The organism is Paenibacillus sp. 10L310 (assembly GCF_056395745.1).
Window position 1 is genome coordinate 37,959 of record NZ_JBFTKC010000007.1, and the last position, 25,092, is coordinate 63,050.

A 25,092-nucleotide genomic window follows, 5' to 3' on the forward strand; every position below is an offset into this window, starting at 1 on the left:
TTCTCGGTACTGAAAACCAGTCTTTTTGAACACGCACTATAAGGGACGGGTGAGTGCTTTATCGTTTACATTGTATCCCAACATGAAGCAGAAGGGCAAATGAACAGAGTATAAATATAGGGAAATTTGTCCAGAAAGTTCGTTGCTTCGCCACATTTTTTGCGGTACACTAACTACTATCCAGAAGTGAAACCTGAATGTGTGAAAGAAGAGGTGAATGTCGCCCGATGCAATTTATACCTGTGTTAGTATTGATGGTATTATTTTTCGTTATGATGTTTGGTATCGGTTTCATTCTGAACATGCTGATGAAGACAACCTGGTTTCCTTCCTATCTGTTCATTATTGTAATTCTGCCTATTGTTGTGTACTCTCTATGGGATCAGTCGTCATCTCTGATGTCACATCTGGGTTCTTTCCAGCTTGTAGACTATATGACGGGCATCGCTGGACTGGCTGGTGCGATAATCAGTGGCTGGACGATCCAGAAGTTGCGACTGGGTGGGTACAGAATGTTTTAGATTGTTGGAAAGAGGCAACACATGCCACTGTAATCGCGTGAAAGTCTTGTCTTTGTCGTAAACGCTTACGAGTACAAAGGGAAGGCTTTTTTGCTATTCATTTATATTAGAAGGATTATTGTACACTTGTACTTCATATACATCTGGAGAACATTCTCTTTAGATATTCCCTTGTATTCTGCTGCTAGAGCTTTTATAGTATTCTAGCGGCTCTCGACATTTTATTTTAGAAATTTGCTGAATTCGGCGAAAACGTGAATGATGTCGACCTAGGACGAAACGGAACGAGAACAGGCCATCTTTTTACCTGTTTTTGAGCATTTGAGGATCAGACATTTATGATAGAATAGATAAACATACTTTTGGGGAGAAGGAGATCAGGCTATGCGCATGAAGAATCTGCACCATTATACTGAACATCATCGCTACTGCGTATACAGGGAGTTTGGACTTAGCGCCCTGGATGACCGTATGCTTACAGGAGCATATCAGCCCATGGTAGGTGCTTTTGCGGTTGGCTTGTATCGGCTGTTGTTTCAGCATCTTCCCGGTGAACAGGTCGGTTATTCGCCGCTTGAACAGCAACGGAGGCTGTTCATGACGCTTGGCTTGGAGCCAAGTGAGAAAGGGCGCAAATATTTGTTAGAGCAGACATCCAAGCTTGAGGCAGTGGGGCTACTTCAGACTTCACGGCTATATATACCGGAAAATGATGATTACATCTACGAATATGAGCTGCAACCGCCGCTTTCTCCGGCAGAGTTTTTCCGGACACAGCATTTGACACTGCTGCTTCGTGACAAGATTGGCAAATTCGCCGTCCTTTCCCTGCGTTCCGGTTTCTCGGCAGTGGAAAATGGGGACGCACCTTATCCGGCAGCCAATAAAGAGAATATTTCCGTTCCCTTTTACGATATATTTGAATTGAATACCCACGTAATTGATTACGAGTTGGAGCAAGCATTGTCGGAAGTATCAACTACGGCCCAGCGGACAGGCACGAATGATGCAGCGGAAGAAAACAGTTTGAACTATGCCGACATTATTTTGCGTTTCCCGCGGGAGTCGGTCAATCGTCGTCATGTAGAACAGCTGCGGTTTGATCATGAACAACTGGGCATTGTAAATTATGTAGTAAACAAGTTTAATCTCAGTGTGCAGGATGTATGCCGTCTGCTGGATGAAGATGATATCTTCAGCCCGCAGGGCCAGCTGATTCTGGATGATCTTCAGCATAAGGCGAGCATGCAGTTCAGACAGACGAAGAAGCGTCATGAGCAACAGACTGTACAGGCGGCCAAGGTCGTGGCACTGAGACAGCATATGGAGGAGCCAGAGCGGAAAGAAGACTCCGGTGAACCACCTGTTGAGCATGGAGTACAGATGGAATACTACGTCGAAGTACCTCCACAATTTATGACCAAGTGTGATATTCATCAATATAATATGATGTTGCGCAATGAGCCATACACACGTCTGTTACAGACGTTCTTCCCAGGTGCAGTACCGGACAATCTCATCGATATATTTGAGAAAATTGATCTGAGTTACAAGTTGCCTGGTGAAGTTATCAATGTATTGATTCATTATTTGATGGCATTGCTTGTATCCGGCGGAGAGCAGCGGATTAACCGTAACTTCGTTGAGGCCATTGCCTCCAACATGTTGCTCAAGCAGGTGAACTCATATGAGAAAGCTGTGCAATATATTCGTGATCAGGCCAAGGTCAAAGGCAAACAGGCTGCTGGTGCAGCTGGAACCCGTACCCGTACATACGGCAAAGGAACCAAAGCCAAGCCCGAAATTCCGATTGTACAAGACATAAGCACCGATGGGGACGCCGTATCCGAGGAAGAGTTCGAAGAGATGATGCGATTTGCCCAGCAGATGCAAGCGAGTAAGCAAAAAGGAACTTCTTAAATATTTTAATAAAGCCAAAAAGGCGAGCCCCCCGATTAATGGAGACTCGCCTTTTTGCTATATAAATTGAACTGAAGAAACGTATTTTACGTTTAATCCAATTTTTTATTATTTTGTAGGATATTTATCTAATCTAAACCACTGTTGAAATTCCTTTTTGGTGATTCTTTTTACAGGCTTAACTTTTTTGCTTCCTGTATCGTATCTGAAAAGAATCCATTGATCTGAAGGATACTCACTAATATAATCAATACTTTTTCCGTTCTTATGCCATAATATTAGACCTGTGCTAATATAGTTGGTTGCCCGAGGGAGATAAACAACACTGTCTTTCATAGTGTCGTATATTGCTAACGTGCTTTTCTCCGTACTTCCATAAGAAAATGCAATGATGTCTTCTTTTGGTGACCAATTATATGATGAAATGGTTTCTACATTTTGTTTACCTGCTTTTTCAAGACGTTCGTTTATAATTGTGTAATTTCCTGTTTTAAGGTTCACGAGAATGAGGTTGCTGCCGGCACTTTTTTCTACTTGGATAGCAACCCATTCATTCGATGGAGATTCAGCAACACTACTTATATCCAATAATTTCACTTCAAAATCTCCTGTTTGTAGGGTGTGCTTTTCTTTACCATGAGTAACTACAATGGTGTCAATGATGTTTTGCTCAAAATCGGCAGCAGCATCTAGCTTTAAGGTGTTCGCGGTTATCGTGATGTCGTCACCTCTCCAGACAATTTTGTTTGAGCCTTTTGTTTTTTCAAACTTAGATATACTCTGGTATGTCGAAGAGTTCACAGAAATTGATTTAGCAGCAATGTGTGCTACTTTATTAGAAGTATGAAATGAAGATGATGCAGTTGATAACATGCCCATGCTTCCTAAGACAATTACGCTTGATAATAAAACATTGGTGTATTTCATTATTATCTCTCCTTCATTTTGGAAATTCGATTTACATGATGTGATTCCCTCCAGAACTATTCCAATCTTTGCTTATCGTTATAAATTTGTAAAGATATGAAATCATAGAGATGATATGAAATGAGATTTCAAAAAGGGTGATTAGTCCTGTAAGTAACAAAGCTGAAAGGTTGAATACATATTTATTTTATATTTATGTGGCCTTCTGACTCTCTCTGGTGTCTAATTCATTGTAAATCAAGAGGAGGTTCTTACCATGTCAGGAGCTCATGACACAAAACCTGTTTATCCGGATAAACAGGAAAGCATCACTAACTTTGAAAACACTTATGAGCTGTATCGTCAAAGAATTTGCAACTACTTTTCCCTGAAATTGAACCCGATGGTTGCAGATGATTTGACTCAACAGGTGTTTTTAAAAGCAGTCGAGAATCTTCACCGATTCCAAGGGAAATCAAATTTATTTACATGGATATTCAAGATTGCTCAGAATACAGTGAAAAACGAATATCGAAGATTATCGCGGAAAAAAGAAACGCCGTTTGATTTTACGGGATATGAATCACAGTCGATCTCCCTTGAATTTACGAAGTATGTTGATTTTCGAATTGATATCGGAGTTGCGCTGAAAAAGTTAAATGAAACCGACCAGGAAATCATTGCATTACGCTTTTTTGTGGACTGCACATTGCTTGAAATTTCTAAGATTGTAGGGATGCGTGAGAGTGCAGTAAAGAACAGACTCTATAGAGCTTTGGAAAAACTTAAAAAGGAACTGAAAGAATGGGGAGGCGTTACGATCATGTCTATTCAAGATTTGATTTCAATTGTTAATCAGGGTGAAAACGAGGGATTGAACAATACGCCTAATAAAGTACACCATGATTTGTTCAATGAACTAAGTGATCATATTGAACGAATCTCGTTAAAGTACAATTATCATCCATCGCGAAAAGTAACGATTGAAGTATATCCTGATATGCCATCGTTTCACCAAGCGGTCGGAGAAGCAGATGCTCCGAATTGGTTCATGGGTACCTATGAAGGGAGTATTCTTAAAATTGTATCTCCATTAAATCCAGGACCGGAGCATACCTATCCATCGATTCTTAAAGGTACGGTTCACTTGTTCACCATGTGGCTAATAAGTGAAATCAATCCGAAGGCTCCGAAATGGATAAGGCAAGGAATTGGTGGATATGAAGCCAAGCTGATGACTCAGGACTATATTGAAGGTACAACAGAAGAGGCTATTCACAATTTAGAGATCCCAACGTTCGAACAATTAGATAATGATACCTGGGATTTCGAAACGATGAAGGGTTTTCAGTTTTCGTTCCTATTTGTGGAGTTTGTTGTTCAACAATATGGAATAGACCAGTTAAACAAATTGATCCGTAACCCCCAGGATTTTAATGGTATCTTTCAATGTTCCGAGAAAGAATTACATCAGAAGATGGTAGAATTTATAAGTAAGTAACCCATACAAAAATGTAAGTCGCCCGGGGGGAAGAACCGGGCTTTTTTTAACGTGGTTAGAGTTATGTTAAAGGTACTATCAATTAATTGGATTATTTTGTATAATGCATATAAAAAGAGGTTGTATATGAATCCTATGGATGAATGTAAATAATACATATGGAGGTAATTAAGTTTGAAAACTCACTACTATTTCAGTTGGTTTAATCATTTTTTTCCTGAGAAGCTGGTCCATTGTTTACAGGAGGATATACAAGACAGAAAATCGCTTGTTATGATTAGTGCTAATCCGTCTGGTTATAAAGATGAGCAAGTTAACTTTGATGATGTTTCTGAATGGACATGGTTGAATCAGGCTAACATTATTTTTGATGAATATCATTTCATCGATTACCGTATGCAGAAAGAAGATGCTCAGCGATTCATTCGGAACGCTTCTGTCATTTTTTTATGTGTTGGATATCCTGTTTTACAGAACGATTTTTTGTTGGATTATGAATTATCGGATGTTATTAAGAATAGCAATGCCATTATAATGGGTGCCAGCGCCGGTGCGTTAAACATGGCTGCAAAATGGTTAAGCTTGAATAACACTGATGAAGTTGAAACAAGTACTATTTATAATGGTATTGGTTTTGATCATTTTGCCTACGAATCTCATTCTCAACGCGACTACGCCACGTTTGTTCAAGGCTACCTGTCCCCCTTGTCTGAAGCGATTGATGTTTATGCGGCAGAACAGGAGAGCGCTATACGTGTAAAGGACGGCAAAATAGAAATAATGGGACCTGTATATTTAATTTCCCACTCAAAGATTCAGAAGTTGGTTGAGACGCTCTAATTAGGGTGAGTGGCTGTGACCTTACATAAGTAATTCCTTATAATGTATAAAATCATGGCTAACAGGTGATCATCTCAGATCTCCTTTTTATAATTGGAATACTGTTTGTAAACAGATGCAATCTTAATACTCCTAGGGCCTATAGTCGGCAGGGTTTCAAAGTGATCATCTGCTGTTTTCAACTAGCGGACGGACAATAGGAGCGTTGCAGAAATGCTGAAGCTCCTTTTTTGTATACCTTTACAGAAAGTAGAGAACAGGAAAATTATATTAGGATGATGAGCACCTCATTAAGCTAACGGGCAGGATAGTTTAATGATTGGGGCTATAAGGCTGTACTAGATAGAACATGTATAGTGTACTGTTGAGCTACGGGAGACCATAACAAAACCACCTTTTCGAAGGTGGTTTTGTTATGGTCAAATACTAGTATCAAAATTTAACATAGCCTAGATTTTAAATATTGCACCCACATCCCGTGCAACTCAGCTTCCGATACTTGAAATGCGCCTTGAAAATCAGTGGCATCGCGTATGAATTTGTTGAGCGCATCTAAACTGTATGAATGGATGAGATATTCTACGATCAAGTGCGAGAATGCATATCCCCCTATCTTCTCGAAATCCCAGGTATCATTAGTTAATGCTTGAAAGCTAGGGACAGCGTTATTTTGAATCGATTCGGAAGTTCTATACTGGATATATTCTTGTGACGTTTGTTTGGCTTCATGCCCGCCGAGACCGTGTGTAAGCCATTTCGGTGCCAACGGATTAATATCCTTCACTAACCACATCGTAAACAAGCTTAGAGTGTGCCGTAGTACCGATTGATAGGTATGTTCAGGGCCTGGGTTGAGTGGGGATACGATTTTAATTTTATTGTCTTCATAGGTTCCCATAAACCAATTGGGCGCATCCGGCTCGTTTATTGCTTGATGAAAAGTGGGCAGATCCGGATAGATCTCAATAGCGATTTTCTGAGAAGGTCGATGACGATAGGTTATAATAATTCGATCTACATTGCTTTTCAACTCTTCAAATAAGTCATGGTATACCTTGTTCATACCATCATTCTTGGAGGGAGCCTCGTTTTTATCCACAATTGATATCAATTCTTTAATAGACATGATTGTAATGTCACCCCATTCTTTTAATTCTTTTTTTAGTTTGTTTAAGGCACGATAGAGTCTATTCTTGACTGCGCTTTGAGGCATCCCGATGATTTTGGATATTTCCAATAAAGTGCAATCGACGAAAAAACGCAATGATATGATTTGTTGATCTAATTCATTCAATCGGGCTAATGCAGCACTAATATCAAGACGAATATCGACATCTCTAGCAATATCGAGGGATATCGATTGGGACTGAAAATCGATTACTTCGTGCAACATTTCTTTATTTCGTGATTTCGTGCGATACTCGTTTTTCACAATATTTTGAGCGATTTTGAATAGCCAAGTAAATATACTGGAGTTATAGTTAAACAAATGAAAGTTTTCCATTGCTTTTAAAAAAGCTTGTTGCGTTAAGTCATCGGCAGTTGCCGAATTTGTCTTTACTGCAATATAATTTCGAATTCTATCTCGATATTGATTATAAATGGCTTCGAAATGCTGGATGTGCTCCTGATCCTCCGGAAGAACAGGGATTTTCTTTTTGTCTTGAGCTCGTGACACCAGTAATACCTCCTCCTGAACTTACAATTCATTAGACACCGAAGGGAGGTAAAAAGCCACATCGTTTTAAAATAATTTTACACGACGCCACTCCACTTTTTTTAAACCCCGAAAAAGCAAAGCGTAAGGGCAATTCGGCTATGTGGTATTAAGTGAGGATTATCAATGGAGAAAGAGATGCAGGAGCTAAAAAAACGTATTGGCTTTCTGGGAAAGCAAGTTGTGGAGCATCTGGCCTCTCACGGTTGATTGCGGACAAGAAAGATAAAAATCGTAAGGTAAAGGAGAAGTCTGGCAGATATGATTGCGATTAAAAACTACCCATGACGCATATGCGTCATGGGTAGTTTTTAATCATTTCCATACGTTCAGGAGGGGGCCGTGTGAAATAGCGATGACCTAATCACTTCGTTGGACAGACAGAGTTTTGTGTAAAAATGGCCACCGTCCGGGAACGACTATTCTTCGTATCATTTCCGAACTGACTTACTTGACCGGCCCCATCCAGGTTGAAATCGTCTTCTGCTGGTGCGGCAACGGCGGTTTCAACTTCCCGTTATCGATCAAATGCTTCAAAATATAAGCGACAAGCCGGCCTCCGCCGGTGTTGCCTCTCACCATGTAAGCAAGCTGCGGCTCCAAATGCTTCGGCTGATTTTGCAGGAACAGGTTGAGCATTTTATCGTAGAGCTTGCCGACAGCAGGCGCGTACAGAGCGGACAAATCAGGCATTGCCTTGTTCAACCGATCCAACGTTTGCGGAGAGTCGATCCAAACCGCATTGAACTTGTACCCCTCCTCCGTCTTGCGGATGTACCCCTTCTCCAGCAGGAACGAATATTGCTCGGCGTTCTCTTCGTTGTCGGGCAGTTCCCCTTGTTGGAACGCATGACAAATCTCGACATTCCGGTATTCCAGGAAACGCCAATCCATCTGGCGGTCGCTCCAGTACGTATTGAATTGCCACAAGTATAAGGGAGTGTCTTCGACGTAGCGGAGCGACGGACCGAAGGTGACGTAACTACTCAAATCAAAACCCGGATCGGAACTGTGGCTCTGGTTTAACGCCGCATAGGCAATATACTGACCTCCGTCCTTTCGCATTGGTGCGACCGCATCGAAGTTTTCGCCCGCCGGCATGCTCCGCCATGATTGCTCCTCGACGTTCTTGGGCAGCAAGGTCCAGAGCAGGAAGTTATAGTCGCCGTCCGGAACGTACACTCCGCTATCCTCGACTTGCCGGCGAACTTCCATTAACGCGTCGAAATGAACATCGGCCACTTCGGCGGCGCAATCTTGCCAAAATTGATGACCAGCTACGGCCAACTCGAAGAGGTCCCAGACGATGGTATTGCTTTGATATTTGCCGGGAGAGGTTTGGGTGAGAAAATTGTAATCGGCCAGGTGCCGGACTTCACCTTCCAGTAAAGACGGCGGCATTCCTAGCTCCTCCGCGATTTGATGTACAGTACGCGCCTTATGATAAGCCGCGTAAATGATATTTTGCGCCAAGGCGCGTCCAAGAAAATCGTTGGTTTCGCCCAGGCTACCGGCCGAACCGGAATGGCCCATTTCTCCCATGCTGATCGGATTGACACTTAAAGTTCCTGTTGCACGCATACGTTTCATCCCTTTCCGTAACTTCTTTTTGGCCTCGCTCAAATGCCACTTCACCGTGTTGACAGGAATGTTCAGAGCAATCGCGATATCGCCGATTTTAAGCTCGTCGTAGTAATGCATGACCACGATCCTGCGATGGATGTCGGACAGAAACGCGACTTCTCGGCGCAGCTCGCGGTAAGCTTCGGTTACCAGCAACCGGTCAAGCGGCTCTCGGGAAGGGGCGGCCGACAGTTCGGACATGCCGTTGATTTCGATCGCTTGGGGAGCGTGCGCACGCTTTTTCAACCAATTCACCCAAGTGTATCGGGCAACCGTCCAGACGTAAGCGTCAAGGCTTCTAATGTCCCGCACCCCGGAGAAGGATTTTAACAACTGCAACATAATCTCCTGAGCCAGATCCTCCGCCTCGGCCCGCTGCTTGACCCGGTTTAACGCAAAACCGAAAATCGGTTTGACATAGCTCCGAATTGCTTCCGCCGCTTCTTTTCCGTTTTTACCAATTGAATCCATCTTTTGCCTCCATAGTTGCATCTGTAATTCCTGACAATTATATAGTGTGCCAGGCGAAATAAAGGTTGGGATTATTTTTTAAAAAATTTGGACGTCCTAACGGATCGCTCATACATGTATAATTACAAACATCAACATCATGAGTAGGTTATTTAAATGGTTAAAGAGACGTTATGAACTTTTTGTTAAACGAGATGAAGATTACTTTAGATGTAAAGGTCTCACTTTTAGTATATAAAGATACTTCTTTTCCGTTCAACTATGGGAGGATACAAACTAGGAGCACGAGCCGAAGTTCTTCTTCGGGTACTTGGGGTACTCCTTCGTTCCGTAGTTAACAGGAGTGGTCTCGATTAATTATTCAAATGCATAATTGAGGTTCATTATACTAACGAGAAACGTTAGCTTAATGCTCAAAGAATCGACGTAATCAACTGCGGTTTAGAACTAACGGATGACAATAGGGATCGTTGCAAAATGCTAAGGATCCTTATTGGTATACCTTTAGGGGGGGATGTACTCCAGAAAATACGGACAAAAAAAGCCCAAAAGGGCTACTTCGATAATTGTCATAGTAAACTTTTCCTAGTACTCTAACTGGAAAAAAAATTACATCCTTAACTTTCCCTTGTAGGAGTATGAGTAGCAACTTTCCATTTACCTTCCTCATAGGTTAAAGTTATTTTTGCAGAGAGCGACCCCTCATTGGCACGATACTTACTGACCTCTATGGCAATGTTATTATCTGATTGCTTCTCCTGCTTTTCAATTTTCAGTAAAATCCCTTTTAGCGTGTTTTCAGACTGTTCTGACAGTCCTTCTTCAATCAATTCTTCATAGGTTAGGTTATAAATTTTTACGTTATATTTGCTGTGAAGGTAATCCTCAATGCTTTTCTTATCAGAATCCTTTAATGGAATTCCTTTATCAAAATCTAATGAGATATACTCCATGTTTTCATTAAGAGCCGTATCTGTTGAAATTAACTCCTCCAACGCCATACGATAAGGTTCACCTAGTTCATTCTGCTGACTAGAGCCAGTAACAACACCTGCGCAAGCTGATAGTAAAAATAACGCTACAACACTGAAAATAAAATGCATTGTCTTTACTTTTATGACAATCCCCTCCTGGGTACTCGTTTCCTAAATAAACGTAATGATAAACAGAAATGTTGTATTTCAGTTTAGAAAGAAGCCCAATTTGATCTGCCTAATTAAGCTAGCAAGTAGGTTAACGGCAAGGATCGTCTGTGAGCAGAACTGTAATATCAGGAGAATTTATGGTTTTAATAGAGGATAATGATTACTTATTATTCCAGATATATGCTACTCTCTTTTTATTCCATAGTTTTCTTAACGGAGAAATGGAAATTTAAATGTTGGGGGTAATTGCTTGCTTCTATCCGAACGATTGCCAATTGCAGCAAGTCTGTACCCTGAGGAACCTGCGTTAATGAGACATGGGCAAACGATGAGTTATGGGGAGCTTTACGGTCTGGTTGAAAGATTCAGTCATACCCTGTATGTTGAAGGACTCCGGGCCGGTGATCGTATTGCCCTTTTAGGTGATCCAGATCCCCAGCTCGTTGTTGCGTTTTATGCAGCAGTTGGGATCGGCGCTATACCACTCGTTCCTTCTCCTATGCTAACAGTACCTGAACTCGCTGCCATATTTCAGGATGCAGAACCACATATGGTTATTCATGATGACCAACATGCTAAAGTAGCTATTGCCACGGTAAAGCTTCTTGGGTATTGTCCAAAACTGTTCACGATAGACGAAGAAGGGACGAATAGCAGTTCGCTCGCTGCTCTTTTACAGCAGGAACCTGCGTTCTCTCCAAAAGACCATTCCAAACGAAGTGTAGACGATACGGCAGTCCTGATTTATACGGGTGGGACAACTGGTCGACCAAAAGGGGTCATGCATTCGCATCGTGGTATGGCTGCTTGGAATCAACTTACGCCTTCTGCAGGCTTCGGTCATGATCTCAAGCGTCGTGTGTTAGTGCTCAACTTATCCCATCTGGTGGGTCAGTTCCAGTTGTGGGCGACCATGGCTGCTGGAGGCTGTCTTGTATTTCTAGATGAATACCCAGCGGATGTACACCGCATTATGGAAGCTATTGAACGTGATCAGATTACACAACTCAGCACAGTAGGCCAACTGCTACGTGATCTTACCCGCGAGGTATCCGTAGGAAGTAGAAACTTGAAGAGTCTATCGCTTATTGGCTGCGGAGGGTCCATTATTTCCCCGGATACACTACAGGAGGTCGTATCGCAATTTCCTGAAGTTATCATTGTGAACAACTACTCACAAGCGGAATGTGGAATGTCCATAAGCCGCCTTTTTCCTGCTCAGCATATGGGCGATCCCCATCGCCTTCGATCCGTAGGTCGTCCTGCTGACTTGGCTGCCCAAGGTGAGCAGGCCTTTGAAGTTCGGATATTAGATACGGACGGAAGTGAGACAGTTACGGGCGAGGCTGGAGAAATCGTTGTTCGAGGTGCACAGACCATGCTGGGGTATTGGCGCCAGTTGGAGGTTACTGCCGAGACCATGTCCGATGGCTGGATTCGAACTGGGGATGTCGGTTGTCTGGATGCCGAAGGTTACCTTTATGTGTTTGATCGCTTGAAGGATATGATTATTGTGGACGGTTCCAATGTGTTCTGTACCGAAGTGGAGCATGTTATTGTGAGCCATGAGTCGGTAAGCGAGGCGGCCGTAATCGGACATCCTCATCCCGATGAAGGCGAGGAACTTGTCGCTTTCATAGTGTTACGGGACGATGAAAATATGGATCTGACGCGGGTGCGGGCGTTTTGTGAGCCACACCTTGCTCCGTACAAATGGCCGACTCAACTGTTCATTGTGGATACTTTGCCGAGAACAGCCGTGGATAAAATAGACAAAAAGCAGTTGCGTAAGCATCTATCCTTAATTTCATCCGAAGGACTAGGCTAACGGGAATGCTGTTTAATAGCTGTTGGGCAGAATATTTATTGTTAGATCAACAAAAACAGCCCTTCAACTTCCTTTTGGAAGTGAAGGGCTGTTTTTATCTCAACTGGTATGCAGGCGTGCACGAAAATACCTTGCAGTATTACCTCAAAATCGTACTGGCCTGATTGCCCGCATAATCCTCAATGACCAGCTTCAAAGAGCTGTTGCTGGACGCTGGCGTGAAGGTCAGTTCACTCAGCTTTGTTCTTCCCCGAATGATATACGGGAATTTCTGCGAAACGTAAGTGACTCCGAACTCGCGTGGTACCCCATTTTCATATACATAGATCTTATACCAGTCCTCCAGATCCGGGAGGGCTAATGTGTACTTTCCATCTTTTACCGTGACCTTTTCCTTGGCGTATGGTGTAATCTGAAGATCTGCGAGCTGTCCGGTATGGGTTACCGGGTTCTGCCCGCCAATGGCGATGTTCAGCACGTAATGCTCACCGTTGGTCGGAAGTCCGGTCAGGACGGCAGATTGTTTTCCTTTTTTGACCTGAAGCGACTTGGTGAAAGGCTCTTTTGTGTATTCTGTTTCTAGTGTGAGTTGAATAGACTCGTTGCCTTTTCCTTTGTCTTTATTTTTATCCTTGTCCTTATCCGTATTCTTATCTTTATCTTTGCCTGAATCTTTCGCTTTCTTCGGGTTTTTCCAGCTTACAATAGCATCGCCATTCTTTTTGAATTTCACATCAATATCCTGAACGGCTGCATTCAGATCGTAAGGCAGGACGGTTGCTTCACTTTCGGTACCGTCTGCACCAACCGCACGTATAGACAGTTCACCAGATGGCTGTTTTAGCGATTTGATATAAAAAGTGGAATCATACACGCCGCCTACATAGGCGCCATTTTCATATAAATTGTATTGTTTGACCTCTGAATAGTCCTTCATGTCCCATGCAACAACCAGTTCATCGGTGTTGGTCAGTGCTTTGGCAATATGGAATCCGGTCGGTGCATCCGGTACAGCCGCTGAACCGTCGGACATACGGATCTCGCCTATATTCATCTGGTAATTCTCAATCTCCTTGCCATTCGGGTCGAAGGATAATCCCATAGCGGCAATGGTTTTGCCATGATATGCACTCAAATCCAGCGAAGTTGTCTTCCAACCTGTAGTATGCTGGCCTGACTGAGGCACTTCCACATTGACCACGTTGAATGGATCATCTTCGAAGATCAACCCAACATGCAGGGAGGAAGCGTCACTAGTCGACGGTTTGTTATACGTCAGTTCCAGTTTCGATTGTCCGTTGACGGACAGGTCGGTCTTGTACAGGCGCAGGAAGTTCTCCGCGTTCAGTGTGCCGTTCACCACGAGAGAGCTGCCGCCATTAAACGCGCCAATGGAGTCATAGTTGTACCTTGCGCCTTTCTCATAAGAGGGACCATAGTCAAAATCAACACTGAGCTTGTCGCCTTCACTATCCATCCACCATTGCCAAGTGACAGGGATATCCTGAATGTTGATATTGGACCATTCTTTATCGTTCGAGACAGCACCGTCTTCATAATATTTCAGGCCGTGGCCCGTATTGAAGTTGGTCGCAAAATTGGAGCCGTTGATGACGGATCGCTCGGTAAGATAAGCGGCAATTCCATCCCAATTTGCACCGGAAGCATACACATCCGACAGATCGGCAGACGCATTACGACGTGCATCTGTCGGGTCTTGATTTGGACCAGACCACCAGGCACGATCACGTACAAAGGTCATCCACTGGTACTCATCTTCCGCACGATGATTGGTGCTGCCATCGCCCATCTCTTCATCCAGAGCGTTGTGGGTGAAGTCGGCACCTAATGTCGCGATGCTGTTCATGGGTTGACCGTTCTCATCCAGGTTATGGCGCAGGTCATAGGATTGCTTCCAGCGGCCGAATTTGTCATGTCCACCTTCGACACCAGCAAATACGGTTTCCAGTGGATCCAGTCCCAGGCTAAGGGCATGATCACGGGAGTCGCGGAGCATCTTGTGGTTCCACACATAGTTCAGGAAGATGGAATCCGAGACTCTGCCGAGAACGGAATCTTGTACAAAGGGGCTGTTGAGCCCATTGAATTGGTTCTGGTATTGAATTTTGCCTGTTGTATTGATGGTGGAATCATACCACTGAACGTACAGGCCTTTATCTCTTAGATATTTCATGAATTTCTTGTAGGATGCGATATCTTCAGGGGCTACACCCCGGGCAACTTCTTCCTGATTGAAGAAATATCCATCGTAGTTGTAGTATTCTGCCATCTCGGCCAATTTCTCGGCCACAGGAAAATTACCGTTTTCATCCTGGATCAGCATTTGTTTATAGGTTTGTGGGCCACGGTCATTGTCCGAGAAAAAGATGTTAGCAATGGACTTAACGCCGTTCTTGTGGGCTGCATTGGTGTAGGCCGGATTCGGAATGTTCAAAATGCCAAACTCGAAGTATTTCTCCGTCCACTCTTTACTCGGATCGTACAGCTCCTCAGGTACTCCCGCAGAGGCCATGCCGTGCCAATAGCTGTAGTAGTCTGTATATTGCCAATAATTAAACAGGTACTGGCTGAATTCATTGGTATAAGGTGTGCTATCGAAGAATGCATTGCCATAATCACCACTCATTGTGAACAGTTGGGTGTCCGGGCTAAGCTCAGGATAAGCCTGTGTGGCAGCGAACGCTTCATTACGGGGCTGCAAGGGAACATGGGCACGAAGGAGATCACCATGGATATCACTTTCCGGTGTCCAGTTCAGAATCTGGGCCGAGGTGTACCCGTGTTGATAGGGCTGATTCATCCCTTTGGCGCTTTCGCCTGTGTAAGGGAGTGTGTCTCCGGCATAAACGGATGATGCAACAACTTGTCCAAGCAGAGCCGTAGTCAGGACCATGGCAGTGACCTTGGGAATGATGCCTTTTGCTTTGAGTTTGCGTGTCATGCTGTTCCTCCTTCAAGTGGAATGAATGTAAGGTATTCTTTTACACAAAGCTAAACTTATGGTTAACGATAGTGGATGAAAGCGTTTTTAAATAGGGTAAAATTAAAGAAACACAGATATAAACTAAAGAAAAGTTGCAGGTGACAAGTTAATGTCAGAAGCCTGATGGTATAATTCAAGTCAGGAAAACAGCATCGGAGGGAACATGCGACTTGAAAATTGTTAGCGTTTACAATAATTTCTTCAAAAATAATATGTTTATGAAAATGCTCCTGATTTTCTCGATGATATCGATTGTCACGATCATTACGTTATCTTATATCATCTTCCTGTCGGTGTCCGACTCCACGATTCGCCGGGAACTGGCGATCCAGAAAGCGGCGATGGAACATGTGGACCGGTACATTCATCAGCAGTATGAATCGGTACAAAACATGGTGAGGGACATGCATCAGAATGAGGCGCTGTCCGCCAACATTACGTACCTGATGAATCATTCGTACGCTGAATATGTGCAGCACATGACCAATGGATATTACGCCAATCAGGATGACTATTCGGCCGATGTATTGAAACATTTTCAAAATATTATGGATCGCAATTCGCAGATTAACCAACTCATGTTGTATAGCGCTGAGCAGCAGGATTTGTCTACCTTTAATCAACACAAGCAGTTCCGCAAGCTGGACGCCAATGTAGCTCATTCCTATATTCCGGACGTGATGGCGATGGAAACGCCCAATATCAGTGCACCCAACTACTGGATTCGCAAAGAGATTAATCAATGGGACCCTGCGCTCTACTCCATCCGCGTACCGATTAACAATACACAGACTCTTCGGAATCTGGGCCAATTTCTTGTCTTCTTTGACTCAGAAGGAATCGGTAATGCGCTGGATAACTACGAGAGTAATCTCAAAGGAGACATCGTGGTGTTATCGGCGAAAGGTACAGTGTTATTTGACTCCAACGATCATTATTACGGTAAGCAGTACCCTTATGTGAATGTGGCCGATTCCCTGTTTGATCAGACGGATATGGATTCAATGAAAAAGGAGCAGAACATGTACGTCAACAAGTTTGTCTCCGCCGATCAGGGGTATGTGGTCATTGGTACCGTTCCGGTGGAAGAGATGGCTGAAACCTATGCGGGGATTCGCAATACCATTATCTCGATCAGTATCGTATGTATTTTGTTTGCCGTGCTGGTTCCGGCATTTTTCATTATTAACTTTGCCAAACGAACCCGTCGAATTATTCGCTTCACCCAAAAAGTGAAATATGGCAACTTGACGGCTCGCATCGACGATCCGCGAGATGATGAACTGGGGCAGATCTCACATAGCTTCAACGACATGCTGGATGAGCTGAATCTGTATATTGAACGGGTCTACAAGGCCGAGATCAAACAGAAGGAGACCGAGCTGGTCGCATTGCAGGCGCGCATCAACCCTCATTTTCTCTACAATACGCTTGAAGTGATTCGGATGAGGGCGATATCCCAAGGGGCGAGAGATGTTGGCGAGATGATCTATAGTTTATCCGTATTGTTCAAGAGCCTGGTACAGCAAAAGAAAAATTATACGCTGAAGGATGAGATGGAAGCTTGCCGCTTGTATCTGGAATTATTCCGAATCCGCTACAAGGATATTTTCATATATACGATCCAGATCGATGCTGCATATTATCAACACCCTGTGGTCAAACTTTCGCTGCAACCTATCATTGAGAATTATGTTGTACACGGCATTCAGACAGAACGTTCGGATAACCGATTATCCATTGTTGTGGAAGAGACAGATGATGTGGTGCAAGTGGAAGTCAAAGATAATGGCAAAGGCATTGATCCGGCACGCCTGACGGAAATCCTTGAAGAACTGGAACGTCCTGAAGAGTCTGGTCAGATGTTCGGGCTACGCAGTGTCCATAGTCGATTGCGCTTCCTGTATGGGCCAGAGTTCGGTATCACCATAGAGAGCACCCTCGGAGAAGGAACACGGATCAGGGTGCGTTATCCACATACAGAAGGGACAGGTGTTTAACATGTACAAGGTGTTTGTTGTGGACGATGAGCCATTCATCATTGAAGGTTTATACGATATTGTGGATTGGTCTTCATTTGGTATGGAAATTGTGAGTCATGCAGGTAATGGGCAAGCAGCGTTACAAGCGCTCTCTTCTCAGCCTGTGGACATTCTGATTACGGATATATCCATGCCACTCATGAATGGTCTCGATCTGATTCGGGAAGCAAGGCGAGTGCAACCTGAGCTTAAGGTCATTATCCTCAGTGGTTTCAATGAGTTCGAATATCTGAAGGAAGGCATGCAATTGGGGATCGAAAACTATCTGCTCAAACCGATTAATGTAGAGGAACTGGAATCCACGCTGAGCAACACGGCGTCCAAGCTGGATCATACGGTATCACCTCAAGCCGATGATGCGTATGGCATCCAGATTCTGAAAGATAACATTCTTCATCGATGGCTTACGGGGCAGATTGCAGCTACTGAATTTGAAGAACGTGCCCAGTTCATGAACCTTTCGCTGGATGCACCGGACGTTGCTGTGGCCATTCTGCGTGACAAAGGGCAAGTACCTGGCATGTTTGAACGTGTAGAAGAGATGCTGAGAGACAGACGCCATCTGAACGTATTTCATGATATCGATGGAGACATCGTCATTATTGCCAACATTCAGGGTACGAGTGACGAGGAACAGAAGTTGATGGATGGCTTGCAGGCATTATCTGATGAGATAACCGTAACCCATCCGGCGGCACGCATTGGAGCAGGCAGATTGATGAAAGGGTTATACCATGCGCCGACCAGTTATGCCGAGGCCAAAAAAGCACTCCAGTATGTGATGATTTATCCCGACCTTAAAGTCATCGACCATGCCATGCTGGAAAGGTGCGGAAATTCAACGGCGACCTTTTTCATTGAATGGAGGGAGTATGCCAAACTCATTCTGTCCCGCAATACTGAACAACTTGCTGACCGGATTCGCATGGATTTTGAACAGCATCGCGATGGGCTTACACCTGGGGAGTTACAGAATACCGCACTGGAAGTTGTGATTCGCTTCAAGATGGAACTGGAGAGCATCAAACACTCGGATGAGTCTGCCATATACCAACAAGGGCTTCAACTTGTACTGGACAGTGGCACTTTTGATGAGCTCGTGCGGGCGCTTCAGCAGGTTGGGTCGCAGACGATCCAATCCCTATTGCAGGATCTGAAAAATCCAATTGTAAACCAAGTGCTTCAGCATATCGACAAACACTACGCAGAAGAGCTCTCCTTGAAGCTATTGGGTGCCCACTATCATCTGCATCCGGTGTATTTGGGACAATTGTTCCATAAGGAGACAGGGGAGACGTTTGCCGAATACATCAACAAATACCGAATTGAACGTGCGAAGGAGCAACTACGCAATTCCAATCTGAAGGTACATGAGATCGCCCGAAATGTAGGGTATTGGGAGACGGGGTATTTCTATAAACAGTTCCGCAAATATGTAGGGATTTCACCGACTGATTTCAAGGTGTTTGGTTAATTCGGTGACGGGTAGATCCAACCATGCGGACAGAGAGCCAAGAGACATACCGGGAACAGGAATGGCATGGTAGAAAATCATGGCATACGTTACCCGGCATGTCTCTTTTATGTAAGCGATTTATTTAAATAGGTACAAAATAGATGCCCAAGGACGATTTCTCTTTAATTTGTACCTCGAAAACTTAAGTTTATCTTCTTTTTGTAAATGCTTTCATTCGATAAGGTTAAAGCAGTTAGTAAGTAGAGCCTAAGGGAACACGAAAAGGGAGGATCAAAGAAATGAGTAAACAAAGAAAACACTTCTCACTCGTTCTTGCATTGTTAATGGCCGTTACACTTGTTCTTAGTGCCTGTGGAGGAAGCAAAGATGCTTCAGAATCCGGGGGAGCTGGAGATGACGCGGTAGAGTTGATCTGGTATACCATCGGTACCCCTCAGAAAGACGTCAATAAAGTGATGGAAGAAGTGAGCAAGTATACCAAAGAGAAAATTAATGCCACGGTAACGATGAAGATGGTTGACTGGGGTGACTACCCGCAGAAGATGCAGGTTAACGTAGCATCCGGTGAGCCAATGGACATTCTGTTCACTTCTTCTGGTGGATTCGATTATGTACAAAATGCTAGAAAAGGTGCATTCCTTGAATTGGATGACCTGCTTGCTGAATACGGTCAGGATCTTACCAAGACCATTGATCCTGCATTCCTCAGCGGTTCCAAGGTAGATGGACACAATTACGGAATTCCAGCCAACAAAGAGTTGCCACAACAAGAGGTATGGCGCTTTAACCAAATGCTGGTTGATAAATACAAGTTGGACATCTCTGGCGTTCGTACGTTAGACAGTCTGGAGCCTCTGCTCAAAACAATTAAGGAAAACGAGGCGAGTGTAACACCATTTGCCATGGATAAAAACTATGTTCCTTACGTGCCTTATGACTATGTCATTCAGAATCTGCCAATGGCAATCAAGCTGGATACAACAGACTATAAGCTTGTAAACATACTGGAAACACCTGAAATGAAAGAAGCACTTACTACGATGCACAAATACTACAAGGCTGGTTATGTATCGGCAGAAGCGGCAACAACAGGTTCCACGAACGACCTGACAACATCGGGCAACTGGTTCCTGGATCGTGCACAGACTCAGCCGCTCGCGGACAATCAATGGTCTGCAAGTTACGGTTATCAAGTCGTTTCAACACCTGCAAGTGAAGCAATTATAACGAATACATCTGTACAAGGTTCCATCATGGCCATCTCGGCCAACTCGGAATATCCGGAGAAAGCGATGGAATTCCTGAACCTGCTCAATACAGATCCTGTGCTGCGTAATATGGTGGACTCCGGTATTGAGGGCACACACTACAAAAAAGTGGATGACACACATATGGAAAATCTGCCTGAATCGAAAAACTACGATATGCCTTCATACTCCCTTGGGAACAACATGCTGCTCTATCTGAACAGCAATGACCCGGATAACAAATGGGATGAGTTCAAGAAGTTTAACGCTGAAGGTGTCAATTCCCCGATCCTCAGCTTTAACTTTGATGCAAGCAATGTATCGTCCGAACTGACGGCGGTACAGAACGTGAAAGAGCAATATTGGGCAGCACTGATGACAGGTACACTGGACCCGGCAGCCAATCTGGATCAAGTGATTGAGAAGTTCAATCAAGCCGGACTGGAGAAAGTAATGGCTGAAGCCCAAAGCCAGCTAGATGCCTGGAGAGCGGAAAACAAGTAACAGTACATCGTAAGGATCGGGCGGCTGCTTATCGCGTCCGGTCCTTTTTCATTCAAGCCTGAAGGAGGATATCCACAATGACTACATTTTTGAAAAACCTGATTAGAAACCGAGTCATGCTGCTCATGGTGCTGCCAGGCGCCATCTGGTTCTTCTTCTTCTCCTACTTGCCACTTGTGGGCACGGTGGCTGCTTTCAAAGAATATCGATTCAGCCGTGAAGGGTTCTGGGCAAGTCTGATGAAGAGTGAATGGGTTGGCTGGGACAATTTCAAATTCCTGTTCAGCACAAGTGACGCATGGCTCATTACACGCAACACCCTCTTTTATAACATCGCCATTATCTTCCTGGGACTGGTATTTGCTGTGGCATTGGCAATCCTGCTCTCGGAACTAGTGAATAAACGACTCGCCAAACTGTATCAAACCGGTATGTTTCTGCCGTATTTTCTATCCTGGGTTATCGTTGGTTACTTCGCATTCAGCTTCTTGAGCATGGATCGCGGGATGTTGAATCAGATTATCGGCTGGTTTGGGATGGAACCAATTCAATGGTACTCCGAGGCGAAATATTGGCCGTATATTCTGGTATTCGTAGCGCTATGGAAAACCATAGGTTATAGCAGCGTTGTCTATCTGGCTTCCATACTGGGGATTGATAAATCACTGTATGAAGCAGCCATGATTGATGGAGCAAGCAAATGGCAGCAGATTCGCAATATTACGATTCCGTTGCTGTCGCCCATCATCACGATTATGACCTTGCTGGCCGTAGGCCGCATTTTCTATGCCGACTTTGGACTCTTCTATCAGGTGCCAAGGGATTCGGGTACGCTTTATTCCGTGACCAATGTTATTGATACGTATGTATATCGAGGTTTGAAAACTAGTGGTGAGATTGGCATGAGTACAGCAGCGGGATTGTATCAATCCGTGGTGGGCTTTGTGCTTGTTATTATCTCCAACTATGTTGTTCGCAAAGTAGATAAAGACAGCAGCCTATTCTAGGACAGGGAAAGGAGTGAACCACTATGGCTCAAGCAGGGCTTGTTAAAAAACGCGACTTCCACCACGTATCCAACGGATGGAACGTGATCATGAACATCATCGCAGGTCTATTCGCTCTGATCTGTGTATTTCCTTTTATATTTGTAGTCATCATCTCGTTTACAGACGAGAAAGCACTGGCCCGTGATGGGTATCGTCTGATTCCGGCAGAATGGAGTCTCGCGGCATATCAGTTTGTCTGGCAGAGTGGGGACACGCTACTGCGGGCGTATGGAGTTACCATCCTGGTGACGGTACTTGGTACCATCATCAGTCTGATTCTCATGTCGCTGTATGCGTATGCGGTTTCCCGCAAGAGCTTCAGATATCGGAGATTTTTCTCCATCTTTGCAATTCTTACCATGCTGTTCAACGGCGGGATGATTCCAACCTATATGGTCGTATCCCAGCTGCTCGGGTTGAAAGATACGTTATGGGCACTTATTCTGCCGCTGGCGATGAATGCCTTCTATATTATGATCCTGCGTACATTCTACTCCACCAGTGTACCGGATGCAGTCATTGAATCGGCGAAGATTGATGGCGCCGGTGAGTTCTATACCTTTATGAAAATCGTGGTTCCACTCTCCTTGCCGGGACTGGCAACCATCGGGTTGTTCAGTACACTCGGTTACTGGAATGATTGGTTCAATGCGCTGTTATACATCGATAATCCGAATCTGGTACCACTGCAATCTATGTTAATGCGGATTGAGTCGAGTATTCAATTTATCCAGCAGAACTCTGCTAACAGTTCGATGAGTCTGGCAGCCATGCAGTCCATTCCGCAGGATACGTCCCGAATGGCGATGGTTGTGCTTGCTACGTTACCGATTATATTCGCTTATCCGTTTTTCCAGCGTTATTTTGTACAGGGTCTGACGGTGGGCGCGGTCAAAGAATAACCGGATCACGTTATAGGATTGGAGAGATGCAGATTGATGACTTATAAGGACCAAAGCAAATCCGTAGAGGAACGGGTACAACACCTGCTTAGCCTGATGACTACGGAAGAAAAGGTAGGTCAACTTACGCAGCCATTTGGCTGGCAGACCTATACGAATGATCAAGGGAACATCACGTTAAACGAATCCTTTAAACAGCAAGTGGAAAATGGGGGCGTCGGCTCCCTCTATGGTGCACTTCGCGCAGATCCGTGGACGGGCGTTACGCTGGAAAATGGACTATCCGCCAGAGAAGGCGCTGAGGCGGTCAATCTGATTCAACGTTATGCAATAGAACATTCCAGACTGGGGATTCCCATTCTGATCGGGGAAGAGTGCTCGCATGGTCATATGGCTATTGACGGAACGGTCTATCCTGTCCCTCTTTTACTGGGGAGCACCTGGAATGTGGATCTGTATCGGGAGATGTGCCGGGCAGTAGCACGGGAGACACGTGCTCAAGGTGGTGCGGTCACCTATTCTCCGGTACTGGATGTTGTGCGTGATCCGCGCTGGGGACGTACGGAGGAATGTTTCGGTGAAGATCCGTTTCTCATTGGAGAGCTGGCAGTTGCTTCCGTAGAAGGGCTTCAGGGTGAAAGTCTTGACCGTGGAGATACAGTAGCGGCAACGCTGAAACATTTTGTTGGTTATGGCAGCTCAGAAGGCGGACGTAATGCAGGGCCTGTACATATGGGCTGGCGCGAGCTACTGGAAGTGGATCTCTATCCATTCCGCAAAGCGGTGGAAGCGGGCGCTGCGTCGATCATGCCAGCATATAACGAAATTGATGGCACGCCTTGCACCGTGAATACGGAATTGCTGGAAGATGTTTTGCGTAAGGATTGGGGCTTTGACGGTCTGGTCATTACGGATTGTGGTGCGATCAACATGCTGGCAAGTGGGCATGATGTCGCGGCAGATGGAATGGAAGCTTCCGTACAGGCGATTGAGGCAGGCATCGATATGGAAATGTCCGGTGAGATGTTTGGGCAATATCTGGTGCAGGCGGTGGCAGAAGGCAAACTTGATATGCAGGTTCTGGATCAGGCTACCTCTCGCGTGCTGGCGTTGAAGTTCAGAATGGGCTTATTCGAACAGCCTTATGTGGATGCGGATCGGGCAGCAGAAGTAATTGGAAGTGAAGCGCATATTCAACTGGCACGCCAGTTGGCTGCGGAAGGGGTTGTACTTCTCAAAAATGAGGCTGACACGTTACCTCTCTCGTTAGCAAATGTGGGCCGGATTGCCGTGATCGGCCCAAATGCGGATCAGGCCTACAATCAACTGGGCGATTACACATCTCCGCAACCGAAGTCGAAAGTGGCGACGGTACTGGATGGGATTCGCAGTAAGCTGGCTAGTCATGTGGATGGGCAAACGGAGAAGAGTTCTGTTGGTGCTTTGACTGGTGACAGCAGTACAGATCAGGTTCTTTATGCACCAGGCTGCCGGATCAAAGGTGATTCGAAAGAAGGATTCGAGCGTGCGATCGAAGTTGCCAGTCAAGCGGATACGGTCATTATGGTGGTTGGCGGCTCCAGTGCACGTGACTTTGGAGAAGGAACAATTGATCTGAAGACGGGGGCTTCCAATGTGTCGGTTAACTCCTGGAATGATATGGAGTGTGGCGAAGGGATCGACCGGATGACGTTGGGTCTTGCCGGAGTACAGTTGGAACTTATTCAGGAGATTCACAAGCTCGGCAAGAAGCTTGTCGTTGTTTACATTAATGGTCGTCCCATCACTGAACCTTGGGTGGATGAACATGCCGATGCAATTCTGGAGGCGTGGTATCCGGGTCAAGAGGGCGGTCGTGCCATTGCAGATATTTTATTCGGTGATGTGAATCCGTCAGGCAAATTGACGATCTCCATTCCGAAGCATGTCGGCCAATTACCGATCTATTATAACGGCAAACGTTCCCGAGGCAAACGTTACCTCGAAGAGGATCTGGAGCCACGTTATGCATTTGGATACGGACTTAGCTATACCACATATGAGTACAGTGAACCGCAGCTGAGTGCTGCATCTATGACAACTGATGATTCAGTTACGGTATCGGTGAACGTGACCAACACCGGCCGTTATGCAGGTGCAGAAGTTGTACAGATGTACATCTCTGACGTGGTCAGCTCACTAACTCGTCCAGCCAAGGAACTGAAGGGGTTTGCAAAAGTGAACCTGGAGCCGGGAGAGACACAGACCGTGGAATTCCACATAGAGGCCGAGCAGCTGCAGTATATTGGTCGTGATTTGAAGCCTGTCGTTGAACCAGGACAATTCCATATTCATATCGGCAGCAGCGTAAACGATACGCAAATAGCCGAACTGACCGTAAGGGAGGCGTAAGACG

At 44.8% G+C, this 25,092-nt stretch carries 16 protein-coding genes; 11 read left to right on the forward strand and 5 right to left on the reverse strand.

Annotated features, from left to right (window positions below):
• Positions 1-227: 227 nt before the first annotated feature.
• Both AC1DE7_RS16840 and AC1DE7_RS16845 read left to right on the forward strand, forming a co-directional pair.
• Positions 228-521 carry a YuiB family protein gene (locus tag AC1DE7_RS16840; protein ID WP_036673352.1) on the forward strand — a complete coding sequence of 98 codons (294 nt, stop codon included), beginning with the start codon at positions 228-230 and terminating at the stop codon, positions 519-521.
• Positions 522-905: 384 nt separating this feature from the next.
• Positions 906-2,441 carry a replication initiation and membrane attachment family protein gene (locus tag AC1DE7_RS16845; protein ID WP_036605770.1) on the forward strand — a complete coding sequence of 512 codons (1,536 nt, stop codon included), beginning with the start codon at positions 906-908 and terminating at the stop codon, positions 2,439-2,441.
• 108 nt (positions 2,442-2,549) lie between these two features.
• On the opposite strand, the gene AC1DE7_RS16850 is transcribed toward AC1DE7_RS16845, so the two are convergent.
• Positions 2,550-3,368, reverse strand: a complete 819-nt coding sequence (locus AC1DE7_RS16850) for a hypothetical protein (protein WP_477534837.1) — start codon at positions 3,366-3,368, stop codon at positions 2,550-2,552.
• Between the two features lie 256 nt (positions 3,369-3,624).
• Here AC1DE7_RS16850 and AC1DE7_RS16855 point away from each other — a divergent pair, with 256 nt between their 5' ends.
• Positions 3,625-4,848, forward strand: coding sequence for an RNA polymerase sigma factor (locus AC1DE7_RS16855; protein WP_477534838.1), 1,224 nt, complete (start codon positions 3,625-3,627; stop codon positions 4,846-4,848).
• A 174-nt stretch (positions 4,849-5,022) separates the two neighbouring features.
• Complete coding sequence (locus tag AC1DE7_RS16860; protein ID WP_477534839.1) at positions 5,023-5,688, forward strand: type 1 glutamine amidotransferase family protein; 666 nt, start codon at positions 5,023-5,025, stop codon at positions 5,686-5,688.
• Positions 5,689-6,127: 439 nt separating this feature from the next.
• On the opposite strand, the gene AC1DE7_RS16865 is transcribed toward AC1DE7_RS16860, so the two are convergent.
• From AC1DE7_RS16865 to AC1DE7_RS16875, 3 genes are all read right to left on the reverse strand, one after another.
• A complete protein-coding gene (locus tag AC1DE7_RS16865) occupies positions 6,128-7,366 on the reverse strand; it encodes an RNA polymerase sigma factor (RefSeq protein ID WP_127547007.1) in 1,239 nt (412 codons plus the stop codon).
• A gap of 486 nt (positions 7,367-7,852) precedes the next feature.
• Positions 7,853-9,499, reverse strand: coding sequence for an RNA polymerase sigma factor (locus AC1DE7_RS16870; protein WP_477534840.1), 1,647 nt, complete (start codon positions 9,497-9,499; stop codon positions 7,853-7,855).
• A 617-nt stretch (positions 9,500-10,116) separates the two neighbouring features.
• Complete coding sequence (locus AC1DE7_RS16875; protein WP_253503116.1) at positions 10,117-10,602, reverse strand: hypothetical protein; 486 nt, start codon at positions 10,600-10,602, stop codon at positions 10,117-10,119.
• A gap of 292 nt (positions 10,603-10,894) precedes the next feature.
• On the opposite strand from AC1DE7_RS16875, the gene AC1DE7_RS16880 reads away from it, so the two are divergent.
• On the forward strand, positions 10,895-12,472 hold the full coding sequence (locus tag AC1DE7_RS16880) for a class I adenylate-forming enzyme family protein (protein ID WP_253503114.1): 1,578 nt from the start codon (positions 10,895-10,897) through the stop codon (positions 12,470-12,472).
• Positions 12,473-12,611: 139 nt separating this feature from the next.
• Here AC1DE7_RS16880 and AC1DE7_RS16885 read toward each other — a convergent pair whose 3' ends face one another.
• Entirely contained in the window at positions 12,612-15,434 is a 2,823-nt protein-coding gene (locus tag AC1DE7_RS16885) for an endo-beta-N-acetylglucosaminidase (protein WP_477534841.1), read from the reverse strand.
• 212 nt (positions 15,435-15,646) lie between these two features.
• Between AC1DE7_RS16885 and AC1DE7_RS16890 the strand changes: the two genes are divergently transcribed.
• The 6 genes from AC1DE7_RS16890 to AC1DE7_RS16915 all read left to right on the forward strand — a co-directional run bounded on the left by AC1DE7_RS16890 (position 15,647) and on the right by AC1DE7_RS16915 (position 25,088).
• Positions 15,647-17,476 (forward strand): sensor histidine kinase, encoded by a 1,830-nt coding sequence (locus tag AC1DE7_RS16890; RefSeq protein WP_127547017.1) that lies wholly within the window; start codon positions 15,647-15,649, stop codon positions 17,474-17,476.
• Position 17,477: 1 nt separating this feature from the next.
• Complete coding sequence (locus AC1DE7_RS16895; RefSeq protein WP_127547020.1) at positions 17,478-18,992, forward strand: response regulator transcription factor; 1,515 nt, start codon at positions 17,478-17,480, stop codon at positions 18,990-18,992.
• A gap of 281 nt (positions 18,993-19,273) precedes the next feature.
• The gene (locus tag AC1DE7_RS16900) at positions 19,274-20,746 is read left to right on the forward strand and encodes an ABC transporter substrate-binding protein (protein WP_477534842.1); all 1,473 of its coding nucleotides are present in this window, start codon (positions 19,274-19,276) and stop codon (positions 20,744-20,746) included.
• A gap of 77 nt (positions 20,747-20,823) precedes the next feature.
• On the forward strand, positions 20,824-21,753 hold the full coding sequence (locus AC1DE7_RS16905) for an ABC transporter permease (protein ID WP_036605780.1): 930 nt from the start codon (positions 20,824-20,826) through the stop codon (positions 21,751-21,753).
• A 23-nt stretch (positions 21,754-21,776) separates the two neighbouring features.
• A complete protein-coding gene (locus AC1DE7_RS16910) occupies positions 21,777-22,697 on the forward strand; it encodes a carbohydrate ABC transporter permease (protein ID WP_036605781.1) in 921 nt (306 codons plus the stop codon).
• Positions 22,698-22,733: 36 nt separating this feature from the next.
• A complete protein-coding gene (locus AC1DE7_RS16915) occupies positions 22,734-25,088 on the forward strand; it encodes a glycoside hydrolase family 3 N-terminal domain-containing protein (protein WP_477534905.1) in 2,355 nt (784 codons plus the stop codon).
• The last annotated feature ends 4 nt before the right edge of the window (positions 25,089-25,092 follow it).